The 15,143-nt window shown below is 38.0% G+C and carries 16 protein-coding genes; 7 read left to right on the forward strand and 9 right to left on the reverse strand.

Annotated features, from left to right (window positions below; all coding sequences use genetic code 11):
• Positions 1 to 7 precede the first annotated feature (7 nt).
• The 3 genes from B5488_RS11275 (at position 8) to trxA (ending at position 5,111) form a co-directional block, all read left to right on the forward strand.
• Positions 8 to 3,169, forward strand: a complete 3,162-nt coding sequence (locus B5488_RS11275) for an efflux RND transporter permease subunit (RefSeq protein ID WP_079735354.1) — start codon at positions 8 to 10, stop codon at positions 3,167 to 3,169.
• A 2-nt stretch (positions 3,170 to 3,171) separates the two neighbouring features.
• The gene (locus tag B5488_RS11280) at positions 3,172 to 4,578 is read left to right on the forward strand and encodes an efflux transporter outer membrane subunit (protein ID WP_079735355.1); all 1,407 of its coding nucleotides are present in this window, start codon (positions 3,172 to 3,174) and stop codon (positions 4,576 to 4,578) included.
• A 233-nt stretch (positions 4,579 to 4,811) separates the two neighbouring features.
• The gene (gene trxA / locus B5488_RS11285; RefSeq protein ID WP_079735356.1) at positions 4,812 to 5,111 is read left to right on the forward strand and encodes a thioredoxin; all 300 of its coding nucleotides are present in this window, start codon (positions 4,812 to 4,814) and stop codon (positions 5,109 to 5,111) included.
• Positions 5,112 to 5,142: 31 nt separating this feature from the next.
• Here the strand turns inward: trxA and B5488_RS11290 are convergent, their stop codons facing one another.
• From B5488_RS11290 to B5488_RS11305, 4 genes are read right to left on the reverse strand one after another with little or no spacing between them, the layout of a single operon-like run.
• Positions 5,143 to 5,424 (reverse strand): GNAT family N-acetyltransferase, encoded by a 282-nt coding sequence (locus tag B5488_RS11290; RefSeq protein ID WP_079735357.1) that lies wholly within the window; start codon positions 5,422 to 5,424, stop codon positions 5,143 to 5,145.
• Between the two features lie 31 nt (positions 5,425 to 5,455).
• Complete coding sequence (locus tag B5488_RS11295; RefSeq protein ID WP_079735358.1) at positions 5,456 to 5,956, reverse strand: YciI family protein; 501 nt, start codon at positions 5,954 to 5,956, stop codon at positions 5,456 to 5,458.
• 9 nt (positions 5,957 to 5,965) lie between these two features.
• Positions 5,966 to 6,433, reverse strand: a complete 468-nt coding sequence (locus B5488_RS11300) for a CYTH domain-containing protein (RefSeq protein WP_079735359.1) — start codon at positions 6,431 to 6,433, stop codon at positions 5,966 to 5,968.
• Complete coding sequence (locus B5488_RS11305; RefSeq protein ID WP_079736595.1) at positions 6,434 to 7,099, reverse strand: NAD(P)H-binding protein; 666 nt, start codon at positions 7,097 to 7,099, stop codon at positions 6,434 to 6,436.
• A 164-nt stretch (positions 7,100 to 7,263) separates the two neighbouring features.
• Between B5488_RS11305 and dinB the strand changes: the two genes are divergently transcribed.
• Positions 7,264 to 8,370, forward strand: coding sequence for a DNA polymerase IV (dinB, locus tag B5488_RS11310; RefSeq protein WP_079735360.1), 1,107 nt, complete (start codon positions 7,264 to 7,266; stop codon positions 8,368 to 8,370).
• 124 nt (positions 8,371 to 8,494) lie between these two features.
• Here dinB and pyk read toward each other — a convergent pair whose 3' ends face one another.
• The 5 genes from pyk to B5488_RS11335 all read right to left on the reverse strand — a co-directional run bounded on the left by pyk (position 8,495) and on the right by B5488_RS11335 (position 12,774).
• Entirely contained in the window at positions 8,495 to 9,925 is a 1,431-nt protein-coding gene (pyk, locus tag B5488_RS11315; protein WP_079735361.1) for a pyruvate kinase, read from the reverse strand.
• Positions 9,925 to 10,413 carry an IPExxxVDY family protein gene (locus B5488_RS11320; RefSeq protein WP_079735362.1) on the reverse strand — a complete coding sequence of 163 codons (489 nt, stop codon included), beginning with the start codon at positions 10,411 to 10,413 and terminating at the stop codon, positions 9,925 to 9,927. Before B5488_RS11320 ends, pyk begins: the two co-directional genes overlap by 1 nt.
• A gap of 113 nt (positions 10,414 to 10,526) precedes the next feature.
• Positions 10,527 to 11,258 carry a ribonuclease III gene (gene rnc, locus B5488_RS11325; RefSeq protein WP_079735363.1) on the reverse strand — a complete coding sequence of 244 codons (732 nt, stop codon included), beginning with the start codon at positions 11,256 to 11,258 and terminating at the stop codon, positions 10,527 to 10,529.
• A 9-nt stretch (positions 11,259 to 11,267) separates the two neighbouring features.
• Complete coding sequence (gene fabF, locus B5488_RS11330; protein WP_079735364.1) at positions 11,268 to 12,521, reverse strand: beta-ketoacyl-ACP synthase II; 1,254 nt, start codon at positions 12,519 to 12,521, stop codon at positions 11,268 to 11,270.
• A gap of 16 nt (positions 12,522 to 12,537) precedes the next feature.
• Entirely contained in the window at positions 12,538 to 12,774 is a 237-nt protein-coding gene (locus B5488_RS11335) for an acyl carrier protein (RefSeq protein WP_013069791.1), read from the reverse strand.
• Positions 12,775 to 12,922: 148 nt separating this feature from the next.
• Between B5488_RS11335 and purN the strand changes: the two genes are divergently transcribed.
• The 3 genes from purN (at position 12,923) to B5488_RS11350 (ending at position 15,085) form a co-directional block, all read left to right on the forward strand.
• The gene (gene purN / locus B5488_RS11340) at positions 12,923 to 13,522 is read left to right on the forward strand and encodes a phosphoribosylglycinamide formyltransferase (protein ID WP_079735365.1); all 600 of its coding nucleotides are present in this window, start codon (positions 12,923 to 12,925) and stop codon (positions 13,520 to 13,522) included.
• Positions 13,522 to 13,989, forward strand: coding sequence for a ribonuclease HI (gene rnhA / locus B5488_RS11345; protein WP_079735366.1), 468 nt, complete (start codon positions 13,522 to 13,524; stop codon positions 13,987 to 13,989). The genes purN and rnhA overlap by 1 nt, the downstream gene beginning before the upstream one ends.
• A 172-nt stretch (positions 13,990 to 14,161) precedes the next feature.
• Positions 14,162 to 15,085: a PfkB family carbohydrate kinase gene (locus B5488_RS11350; RefSeq protein WP_079735367.1), complete on the forward strand. Its 924-nt coding sequence runs from the start codon at positions 14,162 to 14,164 to the stop codon at positions 15,083 to 15,085.
• The last annotated feature ends 58 nt before the right edge of the window (positions 15,086 to 15,143 follow it).

Below are 15,143 nucleotides of genomic sequence, written 5' to 3' on the forward strand. Positions count from 1 at the left end.
CTTTAAGATGCTAAAGAAATTTATTGAAAGACCGGTATTATCCACGGTCGTTTCCATCATAATTGTGGTATTGGGTGTGCTGGGAATCTCAACACTTCCCGTAACGCAATATCCAGATATTGCACCTCCAACGGTTCAGGTTTCAGCCAACTTCCCGGGGGCCAATGCTCAAACAGTATTGGAAAGTGTAATTATTCCTATTGAAGAGCAAATTAACGGGGTTGAGGGAATGGATTATATTACCTCAACGGCCAGTAACAACGGTAGCGCCAGCATACAGGTGTTTTTTGACCAGGGAGTAGATCCAGATATTGCCGCGGTAAACGTTCAAAACCGTGTGGCGAGGGCTACGCCTTTACTGCCGCAGGAGGTTACACAATCTGGGGTAACAACTCAAAAAGAACAAACCAGTGCCTTGATGTTCTTTACTGTTGTTTCAGACAACGAAGAATATGACGCAACTTTTATTCAGAATTATTTGAATATTAATGTTATTCCCGAATTACAGCGTATTAACGGGGTTGGTAACGTAAATGTTTTCGGTGCCAAGAAATATGCAATGCGCATCTGGCTTCAGCCTGAAAAATTAGCGGCTTATAATTTAATTCCTTCAGATGTTATTGGGGCGATTAATGAACAAAGTCAGGAAGCCGCAGCAGGATCTTTAGGCCAAAATAATGCTCAAGCTTTTGAATATGTACTGCGCTATAGCGGAAGATACCAGGACGAAGACCAATACCGAAATATTATTATAAAAGCCCTGGATAACGGGCAATACCTAAGGTTAGATGATGTTGCAGAAGTTGAACTTGATGCCGAAGGTTACAATGTTATAGGTTATACCAACGGAAAACCCGGGGTGAATATGGCTGTGTACCAAACGCCAGGTTCTAATGCCCAGGAAATTATTGAAAATATTCACCAGAAGCTGGACGAAATGGAAGAAGACTTTCCAACCGGGCTTTCGGTATATATAAATTTTGATACCAATGAATTTCTTACAGCTTCTATAGATAAAGTGGTTGTAACGCTTATTGAAGCGTTTATACTGGTATTTATTGTAGTGTTTATATTTCTTCAGGATTTTAGGTCTACCCTTATTCCTGCCATTGCGGTACCAGTTTCCATAATTGGTACGTTCTTTTTCTTAAACCTGTTTGGGTACTCTATAAACTTACTAACGCTATTTGCGCTGGTACTCGCTATTGGTATTGTGGTAGATGATGCCATTGTAGTAGTAGAAGCCGTACACGCTAAAATGGAGGAAGGAGCTAAAGATGCCATAAGCGGTACAAGAAAAGCGATGGACGAAATTACCGGGGCGATTATTTCTATTACGCTGGTAATGGGTGCGGTATTTATTCCCGTAACTTTTATCACAGGACCCACAGGAGTTTTCTACGAACAATTTGGTGTGACTTTAATTGTAGCTATTGCAATTTCAGCAGTTAACGCTTTAACTTTAAGTCCTGCGCTTTGTGCCATTTTCTTAAAACCACATCGTGAAGATGAAGAACATAAGAAAAATAATTTTTTACAGCGCTTTTTTAGTTCGTTTAATACCGCTTTTAAAGTAACTACTGATAAATATGTGAATTCCCTTTCATTTTTAAGTAAACATAAGTGGATTACAGGGCTAATTCTTGTAGCTGCGGTACTTGCTATATTTTGGGGAGCTAAGACTACTCCAACCGGTTTTGTACCAGATGAAGACCGTGGAATATTATTTGTAAATGTTGAATTACCTGCCGGTGCATCTTTAGACAGAACCGTGGGAATTACTTCAGAATTAGAGAAAAAAGCACAACAAATAGAAGGTGTACAGGGTGTTTCTTTAGTAAATGGTTATAGTTTAATTGGTGGAGCAGGTAGTAACTATGCACTTGGTTTTATTAAATTAGACGACTGGAGTGAACGTGAAGAAGATCACCTATCGGTAGAATCTATACAGGGACAATTGTTCCAGATTGGCGCTTCATTTACTGATGCCGAAATGTTATTCTTCTCTCCCCCCAGTATTCCAGGTTTTGGAGTTTCAGGAGGTTTTGAAGCCAAATTATTAGATAGATCGGGTGGTAGTTTCCAGGAACTGGACAACCAAACCCAAAATTATATTGCAGCACTTTCCCAAAGACCAGAAATTAAATATGCTCAAAGTTCTTTCAATACAAACTATCCGCAGTATGAAATGGATTTAAATATTCCGAAAGCCAAAGAAGCGGGCGTGGATATTTCTACCATCTTCTCTACCCTGCAAGGTTATATTGGAAGTATTTACGCAGCAGATTTCTCTAGATTTGGTAAGCAATATCGCGTTTATGTACAGGCTTTACCAGAAGACCGTGCGACTACCGATGATTTGAATTCTTTATTTGTAAGAAATTCTAATGGAGAAATGGCGCCTTTAAGCGAATTTGTAAGCTTAAAACGTGTTTACGGTCCGCAATCGGTAACCAGGTTTAACCTGTTTAACTCGGCCACCATAAACGGTGCGCCTGCCCCGGGCTATTCTTCGGGAGATGCTATTGCAGCAGTGCAGGAAGTAAGTGCAGAATCGCTACCCTCTAATTTTAGCGTAGATTATAGCGGACTTACCAGGGAAGAAGTTTCTGCAGGTTCACAGACTACTTTTATCTTGATTTTAAGTATCCTGTTTGTTTACTTTATTCTTTCAGCTCAATATGAAAGTTACCTCATTCCTTTCGCAGTTTTACTTTCACTGCCGGTTGGAGTAATGGGGTCTTATTTGGTCACTAAATTTACAGGACTTCAGGCAAATATTTATTTCCAAATTGCTTTAATAATGCTGATAGGACTACTGGCTAAAAACGCAATTCTTATTGTAGAATTTGCCATGCAACGTAGAAAGGCCGGCTTGTCTATAGTAGATGCTGCCCTGGATGGCGCCAGGGTTCGTTTAAGGCCCATTTTAATGACTTCCTTTGCATTTATTATTGGTTTATTGCCTTTGGTTTTTGCAGGAGGCACAGGAGCAGCTGGTAACCGTTCTATTGGTACAGGAGCTGTAGGAGGCTTATTAATAGGTACCATTCTTGGAGTTTTTATTATTCCAATTCTTTATATCATTTTCCAACATTTAGAGGAAAAAATAACCGGTGTGCCCGAAGCAGCTAAAACAGAAAATAAATCAATTTCTGAAAAAGAATAACAATGAGAAAGAACAGTATATATAAACTTTTGCTTGGGGGAGCCCTACCATTTTTACTGGTTTCCTGCTTTGCAGCCAAAGATTATGAACGTCCCGAAATAGAAGAGATTTCTGAAGAATTGTATAGAACAGATAATCTTCCGCAGGATTCCTTAAATATGGCAACTATTTCCTGGACCGAAATTTTTACCGATCCTATTCTGAAAAACCATATTGAAGAGGGGCTGGAGAATAATATAGACATCCGCATTGCCATACAACAAATGCTGGCAGCCGAAGCTTACGTAAAACAAGGGAAAGCAAGTTATTTTCCCACTTTAAATGCGGGACCGTCTGTAAGCCATCAAATTCTATCTCCAAACAGCCAATTTGGTTCTTTCTTTGACGGAAGTATTACCCAATACGATATCACCGGAAACCTCTCATGGGAAGCTGATATCTGGGGAAAAATAAGAAGTAACGACCGCGCTTTTACCGCAGCTTACCTACAAAGTGAAGCTGCCCATAAAGCGGTAAAGACTCAGCTTATTTCCAATATTGCTAATAATTATTATCAATTGCTTAGTCTTGACGAGCAGCTTAGAATTGCCCAGGAAACCCTGGAGACCAGGAAAAGCAGTTTGGAAACTACAGAGGCTCTTAAAGATGCCGGGAATGTGACTGAAGTTGGGGTACAGCAAACCAAAGCCCAGTTGCATACGGCCGAAGCTTTGGTAGTACAGCTTAAAAACCAAATACGCCTGCTGGAGAATTCTTTTTCAATATTATTGGGCGCAGGGCCACAGGAAATAGAACGAACTGACTTAGCAAAACAAAATATTGTAAGTCCGTTGAATACAGGAGTGCCTTCACAACTGCTAAGAAACAGGCCAGATGTGATTGCCGCCGAGTACGGACTTATAAATGCTTTTGAACTTACTAATGCGGCTCGCGCTAACTTCTATCCTTCGCTTACGTTAACCGCTTCAGGTGGTTTTCAAAGTTTAGAACTGGATAAATTATTAAATGCCAATTCCCTTTTTGCCAATTTAGGGGCTTCACTTTTGCAGCCAATTATCAATAAGCGGCAAATAAGAACCCAGTATGAAGTTTCGCAGGCACAACAAGAAGAAGCATTGCTAAACTTTAAACAAGCCATTTTGGTGGCCGGCAGGGAAGTTTCAGATGCACTTTCTAATTACCAGGCAAGTACCGAGCGCATAGATATTCTTGAAAACGAATATGAAGCTTACAATAAGGCTTCAGGCTATTCAGAAGAATTATTGAATAACGGTCTTATAAATTACCTGGAAGTCTTAACCGCAAGGGAAAATGCTTTAAATTCTCAGCTAAACCTTATAAATGCTGAATACAATAAATTGAATTCCATCGTAAATCTTTATAAAGCCCTTGGTGGAGGCTGGCAATAAGTTGTGTTGAATTTGTTTTGTTAATTGTTGAATAAACAGCTCCAGAATTAAATTTTGGGGCTGTTTTTTGTTGATATTGAAATTTATTTTCGACTAAGCCAGTAAACTCCCTCCGGGCAAGCCCACGAGGCATTTATAAGAAAAATATTTTGGTTTGAGGCAAACCTCGAAGCATTTAAATCTCAATTATCGAGTAAATTCAGTAACTTTAAGAAAGCATAAAATTTATAAAAATGAAAAGTAGTTTTAGTGAAATTATAAAGAACGAAACACCTGTTTTGGTAGACTTTTATGCCGATTGGTGTGGTCCATGCAAAACATTGGCGCCAATTTTAAAAGACGTAAAGGCAGAATTAGGTGACAAAGTGAAAATTGTAAAGATAGATGTAGATAAAAACCAGGAGCTGGCAGGAAAATACCAGGTGCGCGGTGTTCCTACAATGATGCTTTTTAAAAATGGACAACAACTTTGGAGACAATCTGGGGTTTTGCAAAAAGCTGAAATTATTGAAGTGATTAATTCTAAATCATAAAGCAAAGAAGAAACTATTTAACCTAATACTTTCAGGCAAGCACTTCCTGAAATTCAGGGGTTTTTTCTATTACATTTTTAGCAAAAGGACATAGCGGAATTACTTTTAGCTTATTTTCTTTTGCAAAGTCTACGGTGGCTTTTATTAATTTCTTGCCCACACCCTGTCCTTTAAAGTCAGGCTCAACTTCAGTGTGGTCTATTATAAATTTACTTTGTCCTGCCCAGGTATATTCTATTTTTCCAGCTATTTTTTCATTTTCTAAAGCTTGAAAAAAGCCTTTCTTAATTTCATCAACTTGTTCAATCTTCATAATTCGAATATTTAGGTTTTTTCGTCTGGATTTAATCGAGTTTTCCTCCCTTTGCGGTCCACCAGGGATGAACTTCAACTTTTAATCTGCCCGCTTTTACCATAGGATCCTGGTTTGCCAAACTATCGGCTTCTTGCTGCGTAGCCGTATTATAAACAGCAATTCCCCGAATATCCCCGTCATCACCAAAGGGACCAATTAAGCTTGCGTAGCCTTCTTCTGCCATTCTGCTTAAATAAGCCAGGTGTTCCTTTTGTAGGTTTGCCGCTTCAGTAGAATCCTGGCTGCGGTTTTCACCTTTTTTCAGAAAAACCATATAATATTGTTGCATAAGATAAGTGCTATCGCCGGCTTCATATCTAAAGGTTTGATAACCTTTCTCTTTTAAATCATTTTCTACCGAATCCACACTCATCTCAGGTTTTTTCGCTTCTACTTCTTCAGGCCCGGGAATGCCTCTTTCCTGATCGGGAATTTCTTTGCAGGAGATTAGTAAAATTGGGAAAACGAGCACAAAAATTAGTTTCTTCATATTAAAGCTTTACCAGTTTTCATAAGGATTTTTACTTAATTGTGAATTGTAATATTTTATATCTCCTGTTACTTCTTCTCCCAACCATTCCGGTTTTTGAAAAGTATCGGTTTCATTATTCAATTCAATTTCTGCAACGGTTAAACCTTCGTTTTCACCATAAAATTCGTCAATTTCAAACACAAAATCTCCTGATTTCACCAAATAGCGGGTTTTCTCTATAATTCCCGGTTCACAGAGATTAAATAGCGCTTCGGCTTCCTTTATATCAATTTCCTTTTCCCACTCAAAACGTGTAAGTCCGTTTTTAGAAGATTTCCCTTTAATTGTTATAAAAGCTTTATTTCCTGTAATTCTTAAGCGAACTGTACGCTCTGGATCGGTATTCAAAAAACCTTGTTTTATACTGAAATTCTCATAAGATTCCTTTTTAAAATCCTGGGACAGCACAAGGTATTTACGTTCAATTTCCTGCATTTAATTATTGTGTGCTATATTTTTAATTTCATCTGAAGGAATTCTTTTTACGTCTAACTCTGGCTTATTTGCAATAGCAACCATTGCTATTGCAATACTTTCAGCCGAAATAGATTTGTATTTTCTTAAAGTTCCCAGGAAAAAAGGGTTGATGAAATTGAGCATTATTTTCCCTACTTTTTCAAAACTTCGGCTCTCTTTTCGCTCACCAGTAATAAGGGAAGGTTGTAAAATATAGGTGTGCTTAATTTCCTGTTCTAGAACTTCCTTTTCCATCTTCCCCTTCGTACGGTTATAAAATACGCGGCTTTTGGGATTTGCACCAAGTGCGGAAACTACCAGAAAAGTGGCTATATTGTTTTCTTTACAAAGTTTGGCCGCGGTAACCGGGATTCCGCGATCAATTTTTGTGTAAGTTTCATGATCTGGGGTTTTACTTTTTGTAGTTCCCACACAACAAAAAACCTGATCTCCGGTAAATTTATCTTTGTGGTCTTCTAATTTAAAGAGATCTATTAAGTGTTCTTCGATTTTAGGATTGTTTATTTCTACTGAATTCCTTGAGAAAAGTTTGATCTTTTCATACCTGTCATCCTCAAGTAACTGTTGAAGTAACATTCTTCCGGTTAGGCCGGTAGCTCCTAAAATTATTGCTGTTTTTGGCATTCTTTTTTTATTTTTTGGGTCGTTATTAATTGATAGAATCAATAATACTAACTTTCGGTAAAGAATATAAACAAAATAAGTCGCCCAGATGTACGCACTAACGAAATTTTAAGAAGCTTGCGCAATGTAGCATACCAAAACTATATTCGTTTCTTTAACTTTGTATGGTGAACGCAAAACTTCCTCTTCGTAAAATTATTCATATAGATATGGATGCGTTCTACGCTTCGGTAGAGCAACTGGACAACCCCGATTTACGCGATAAGGCTCTTGCTGTGGGCGGAAGTTCACAAAGAGGCGTAGTTAGTGCCGCCAGCTACGAAGCGCGTAAATTTGGCGTTAAAAGTGCCATGAGTAGCGTAATTGCCAAACGCAACTGCCCGCACCTAATTTTTGTAAAACCACGTTTTGAACGGTACCGGGAAATTTCACAGCGCATTCGGGAAATTTTTTTTGAATACACCGATCTTGTAGAGCCACTTTCTTTAGATGAAGCCTATCTTGATGTTACAGAAAATAAAAAAGGAAATCCCAGCGCAAGTCTTATTGCGAAGGAAATTCGTGAGAAAATTAAAGAAAAAACAGGCTTAAATGCTTCGGCGGGAATTTCTATCAATAAATTTATAGCCAAAATTGCCAGCGATTTTAATAAGCCTAACGGACAAAAAACCGTAAATCCTGAAGAAGTTGAAGAGTTTCTGGAAGTTTTGGATATCAGAAAATTTCACGGCGTAGGAAAAGTTACTGCAGAAAAAATGTATATGCTGGGCATTTTTACCGGAAAGGATCTAAAGCAGAAATCCCAGGAGTTTTTAACTGAAAAATTCGGGAAAAGCGGTGCTCATTATTATAATGTGGTGCGCGGTATTCATTTAAGCGAGGTAAAAACAAACCGAATACGCAAATCGCTTGGAGCTGAACGTACGTTTAACGAGAATATTTCTTCGGAAATTTTTATGCTGGAAAGACTCGAAAATATTGCCGAAGAAATAGAACGACGGCTCAAAAAAAGCAACGTTGCCGGCAAAACCCTTACCCTGAAGATAAAATACAGTGATTTCACCCTGCAGACTCGCAGTAAAACCATCTCATTCTACATTTCGAGCAAGGAGCTTATTTTAGAAAACGCAAAAGAATTATTGTACCAGGAAAAAATGAAAAATTCGGTTCGCCTTTTGGGAATTTCTCTTTCTAATTTAAACACCGATAAAAGCGAAAAGAAACCAAAAGAGGAAAAAGAAATTGAGGTGCAGTTGAAGTTTGAGTTTTGAAGTGAGAACTTCTAATTCTTAGGTCCCGAAACAAGTTTAGGATAACATTTTCAATTACAAAAAAAAAGCCACGAATACACTAAAATTAGTGCTGTCGTGGCTTTATTCTTTATAAAAATATAAATTATTCTATTTCTGAAACTCTTAAAGTATTTACCATACCTTTTTCACCAATTGGCATCGCGGCCAGGTTAATGGTATAATCGCCGATTTCTACAAATGATTTTTCTTTTGCAATTCGGTTAATATCGTCTATAGTTTCATCTGTACTTACAAACTTATCGTAATGGAAAGCTTTTACACCCCATAATAAACTTAGTTGTGAAAGGATTCTATTATTAGAAGTAAACACTAAAATATGAGCTTCCGGTCTCCAGGCTGAAATTTGAAATGCTGTATACCCACTATTGGTCAGGGTACAAATCGCTTTAGCTTTAATTTCATTAGCCATATGGGCCGCGTGATAACAAACCGCCTTGGTAATATAGCGTTTGGTGCGTACGTGTGGCGGATCGTGAGGAACTTTAATCAGTGGAGAGTTTTCAACAGTTTCCAAAATTTGAGTCATTTTTTCAATCACCTGTACCGGGTATTGCCCTACTGAAGTTTCGCCACTAAGCATTACCGCATCGGCACCATCCATCACAGAGTTTGCAACGTCGTTAACTTCGGCTCTGGTTGGTGTAAGACTGGTAATCATCGTTTCCATCATTTGCGTAGCGATAATTACAGGAATTCTTGCTTTTTTGGCGGTAAGCACTAATTTCTTTTGAATTAATGGCACCTCCTGTGCAGGAATTTCTACTCCTAAATCTCCACGCGCAACCATTAAACCATCACAGTAAGCCACAATCTTATCGATATTGGCCACACCTTCTGGTTTTTCAATTTTAGCTATAATTGGGATTTTATATTTGCTATGCTTTTTAATTAGATCCTGAAGTTCTTTTAAATCTTCGGCGTGTCGCACAAAAGAAAGTGCCATCCAGTCTACCTGCATTTCACAGGCAAAAATGGCATCATTTACATCTTTTTCGGTTAAAGCAGGAAGGGAAATATTGGTATTTGGAAGGTTTACACCTTTCTTAGATTTTAAAGGCCCACCTTGAATAACCCGGGTTTTAACTTCATCTTTTTTATTGGTACTTACTACTTCAAAAATAAGTTTACCATCGTCTAAAAGAATACGCTCTCCCGCTGATACATCTTGCGGAAAAGTTTCGTAATTCATATAAACGCGTTCTGCGGTTCCTTTAAATTCTTTTCCAGTAGCAAAAATAATTTCATCACCTTCTGAAACTACTACCTCATCTTTCATTACTCCTACCCGAAGTTTAGGACCTTGTAAATCTCCAAGAATTGCGGCATTGTAGCCTTTTTCTTTGTTCAGGTCTCTAATCATTTTAATGCGTTCTCTTACATCGTCATAATTAGCATGGGAAAAGTTAACTCTAAAAACGTTTACTCCAGCCTGGAGCATTTTATCTAGGGTTTCTTTAGAACTCGTCGCTGGCCCTAAGGTTGCAACTATTTTAGTCTTCTTATTTGTTGGCATTATTCAAAAATTAAATTTTGTTTAGATTTTAATAAATCTGTGTCAATTTTATAAACTGCTATTACCTGCGGTATCTGGCTTATGGCATTTACTAGCAAATTGAGGTCTTTTTGATTTAGGTCCTCATCAATTTTAAGAAAGAAATCTACCTTTTTATATTCAGGTACCAGGTTTACCTGCAAGGGTCTAACTTCTTCTTCTTCAAATAAAGAACCAGAACTCAATATTTTTTTAGGTTCTCCTTTAAATTTATTGGCAACAAGGTGATAAGACCTGAAATTTGCCAAGTCTTTAAAGGTATAATGGGCGTAGAATGCTTCTACCGATTTATGGTTGAAGTCTATATCCCTGCGTTCTCTCTTTAATTGAAGTTTAAGATGCATATTTAATAAATAGGCCATCTTAAATTCTTCTAAATCACCATATAGTGCTATTAAGCCAAAATCATCTTCTTCTACATCCTCAAGCAGCATTTTATGAGATTGCATAGCTTTTAATTTAAGGTTAAAGATAAGATAAGATTGAGAAAAATGAAGGTTTATCCTGCCGAAACTTCATATTTATCTACGAAAACGTTATAGTTTGCGCTAATTTCACAATTTTAAGTGATTTTATTTTGAAGTGCATAATAGGCCCTTTTTGCGGTTTTTTCTTCGGCCTTCTTTTTTGAGGTTGCTCTTGCTTTTGCCACCACCTTCTCATCTAAGCGTAATTTTACGGCAAAATGTTTTATCTCGTCGTTCCCGGTATCTTCATAAACTTCAAAATCAAACTCACGCTTTTCTTTTTGGCACCATTCTATAAACAAACTTTTGTAGCTTATTACCTGCCCTTCTAATTGCTCTATATCTACATAAGGATCTATCACTCTTTCGTAAATAAAACGCTTGCAATATTTATAACCTCTATCCAGATATATTGCGCCAATTAAAGCTTCGAATAAATTTCCATGAATATTGGATCCAAATTGATCTTTTGGAATATTGGTTTGAACGTGATCTATAAGTTTAAGGTCTTTTCCAAGTTCATTTAAATGCTTTCGGCTAACCACTTTAGAGCGCATTTTGGTAAGATAACCTTCGTTACCGCCGGGAACTGCTTTAAAAAGATGCGATGCAATTACAGCGCTTAAAATCGCGTCACCAAGGAACTCAAGACGTTCAAAACTCACGGCATTTCCCTTTTCATCTTTAATATTGAGGGAACGGTGGGTAAATGCTTTGCGGTAGTGAAGAATATTTTTAGGCTTAAACCCCAGTATTTTGTATAAAACTGAAAAAAAATTCCCGCCTTTATCAGAACGGGAATTTAATATATTTCGAAGAACGCCCATAATTAAAGGTTATTCATCAAATCTTTTAAACAATACACAAGCGTTGTGACCTCCAAATCCAAACGTGTTGCTCATTACCACCTTTACATCACGTTCCTGGGCCTTGTTTAAGGTAAGGTTCAATTCAGGATCAATATTTTCGTCTTTGTGTTCGTGGTTAATAGTAGGTGGTACTATTCCATGTTTCATAGACAAAATTGCGGAAATTGCTTCTATAGCTCCCGCAGCACCAAGCAAATGCCCGGTCATTGATTTTGTTGAATTGATGTTCATTGTTTTGGCATGTTCGCCAAAAACCTTACTTATCGCTTTCAATTCGGCTACATCTCCTAATGGAGTAGAAGTTCCGTGAGTGTTAATGGCGTCTACATCTTCGGGTTTCATTTCTGCATTTCGAAGACAATTTTCCATAACTGCCACAACTCCATTTCCTTCAGGATGTGGTGCCGTCATATGGTAAGCATCAGAAGATAAACCTCCTCCAAGTACTTCAGCATAAATTTTAGCTCCCCTGGCCTTGGCATGTTCATATTCTTCAAGAATAAGTGTACCAGCACCTTCTCCTAATACAAATCCGTCCCGTGTAGCATCAAAAGGTCTTGAAGCTGTTTCGGGGTTATCGTTTTGTGTAGAGAGAGCGTGCATAGCATTAAAGCCACCCATACCAGCCATAGTTACCGCAGCTTCAGAACCTCCGGAAACAATAATATCACTATGTCCCAGTCTTATATTATTTAATGCATCTATCATGGCATTAGCCGCAGATGCACAAGCTGAAACGGTAGTATAATTTGCTCCCATAAACCCATGACGAATAGAGATATTACCGGGGGCAATATCTGCAATCATCTTAGGAATAAAGAAAGGATTAAACCTTGGTGTACCATCTCCCGTCGCAAAGTTTATCACTTCGTTCTGAAAAGTTTCCAATCCACCAATTCCGGCCCCCCATATTACACCAACGCGATACTTGTTTACAGTATCCAGGTTGATGCCGGAATCTTTTATTGCTTCATCTGAAGCTACAATGGCATATTGGGCAAACCTGTCCAGCCTTCTTACTTCCTTACGGTCAAAGAAATCGAGCGGGTCAAAATTTTTGAGTTCACAAGCGAATTTGGTTTTGAATTTTTCAGTATCGAAATAGGTAATAGGTGCACCACCACTTTTTCCGGCTACCAAAGCCTCCCAATATTCTTCAATATTGTTACCAATGGGGGTTAGGGCTCCCAAGCCCGTTACTACAACTCGCTTCAACTCCATATGGTCTATACTCTTTTTATTTTTTTGCGTCTTCAATATAAGAAATTGCCTGACCTACTGTGGCAATGTTCTCAGCCTGGTCATCAGGAATCTGGATGTCGAATTCTTTTTCGAATTCCATGATCAATTCCACAGTGTCCAATGAATCAGCACCCAGATCGTTTGTGAAGCTTGCTTCGTTAACAACCTCGTTCTCGTCAACACCTAACTTGTCAACGATAATCGCTTTTACTCTTGATGCAATGTCTGACATAATACTTTTATTTTAATTTTGATTAGGTGGCAAAAATAAAAAACTTTATTTTAAAACCGATTTTTACTTTAAAAATGTGATCGTAATTTACATAAATTTAGTTGAAAGGACTTAATTTTACATTCTAATAATTGTTAACAAGCTTATTTTGAGCCATCCAACCCATACCACGAAAAAAAAAATAGTTGTCTTTGCTTCCGGTTCTGGAACAAATGCCGAAAATATCATTAAATATTTTCAAAAACTACCAGATGCCAGTGTGGTGGCGGTGTTCTCGAATAAAAGATCGGCCAAAGTGCTCCAAAGAGCACATGATCTAAATGTTAAAGCTCTTCATTTTGATCGCGATGCACTTTATAATAGTAACGAAGTTCTGCATATTTTAGAAGATATAAATCCAGATTTAATTGTTTTAGCCGGATTTATGTTGATTTTCCCTCAAGACATTTTAAACCGATTTCCAAATAAGATTGTAAACATACATCCCGCGCTACTTCCAAAATATGGCGGAAAAGGAATGTATGGCATGAATGTTCACAAAACCATTATTCAGAATAAAGAAAAAGAAAGCGGGATTAGCATTCATTTTGTAAATGAAAATTATGATGAAGGCGAAGTGATCTTCCAGGCAAAAACAGAAATTTTAGGAGAAGATACGCCTGAAACGCTCGCAGAAAAAATTCATAAGCTGGAATACAAACATTTCCCTGAAATTATTCAGCAATTACTTCAAAAGAAACCGCAGTAGTGCAAACAGCCCAGGTACACATTTATACCGATGGCGCCGCGAGAGGAAATCCCGGCCCCGGCGGTTACGGCATTGTGATGGAATGGGTAGGCAAATCCTATCGCAAAGAATTCGCAAAAGGCTTTAAACACACCACTAATAACAGGATGGAGCTACTAGCAGTAATTGACGCACTAAAAAAGCTGAAAAAGCCCGGCGTTGCTGCCATTGTCTTTACCGATTCAAAATATGTGGCTGATGCGGTAAACAAAAAATGGGTCTTTGGCTGGGAAAAGAAAAATTTTAAAGACCGAAAAAATACCGATCTCTGGATAGAGTTTTTAAAAGAAATTAGAAAACATACTGTAAGTTTTAGGTGGATAAAGGGACATAATGACCATCCGCAAAACGAACGCTGCGACGCTTTAGCGGTGGCCGCTTCAAAAGAAAAAAGACTTTTAATAGATGAAGGTTTTCAGCAAAGTTAAAACATCTTCCTATTAAATTAAACTATCTCGAAGCGAGACCCAGGAATGGTTGAAAAATAAATCTTGATTTCGAGGCAAGTCTCGCAGTATTTAAATCTCGATTATCGAGTAATTTTGATTGAACCCTTGAAAAACAAACTGTATATTTGCAGCACATTTTTTAAACCAATTTATGAGTAAATTACTGATTGTAGGCACGGTAGCCTTTGATGCAATTGAAACCCCATTTGGGAAAACCGATAAAATTCTTGGAGGTGCAGGCACCTATATTGGGCTTTCGGCCTCACAGTTTAATGTAGACAGCGCAGTGGTATCTATTGTGGGAGACGATTTTCCACAAAAATACCTTGACCTGCTTACGAAAAACAATATAAATATTGATGGAATTGAAGTGGTTCCCGGCGGAAAAACCTTCTTTTGGAGCGGCCGTTACCATAACGATCTAAATTCCAGAGATACCTTAGATACCCAATTAAATGTACTTGCCAATTTTAACCCGGTAGTACCAAATGCTTATAAAGATGCTGAAATTGTGATGTTGGGCAACCTGCATCCTTTGGTGCAACTTAGCGTTCTAGCACAAATTGAATCTCCGAAACTTGCTATCCTGGATACGATGAATTTTTGGATGGATAATGCTTTGGAAGATTTAATGAAAGTAATTGCCAAAGTAGATGTAATCACTATTAACGATGAAGAGGCAAGACAAATTTCTGGCGAATATTCTTTAGCAAAAGCTGCTAAAAAGATCGCTACTATGGGACCAAAATATGTAGTGATTAAAAAAGGAGAACACGGCGCTTTATTATTTCACGAAGAGCAGGTGTTTTTTGCGCCCGCCCTTCCTTTGGAAGAAGTTTTTGACCCAACCGGCGCCGGGGATACTTTTGCAGGCGGTTTTGCAGGTTATCTCGCAAAAACCGGAAACATTAGCTTTGAAAATATGAAAAATGCCATTATTTACGGCTCCAATCTCGCATCTTTTTGTGTAGAGAAATTTGGAACCGAAAGGATGGAGGAGCTTTCGGGCGAGGAAGTTAATTCGCGCCTCGCAGAGTTTAAGAAATTAACTCAATTTGAAATAGCATTAACCTAAACTTATGCCCTGAATTTTCAGGGCATTTTTTATATAAAGCAGGATTGAAAATCCTTTT

It is taken from the genome of Salegentibacter salegens, assembly GCF_900142975.1.
In the GTDB taxonomy this organism is placed as follows: Bacteria; Bacteroidota; Bacteroidia; order Flavobacteriales; family Flavobacteriaceae; genus Salegentibacter; species Salegentibacter salegens.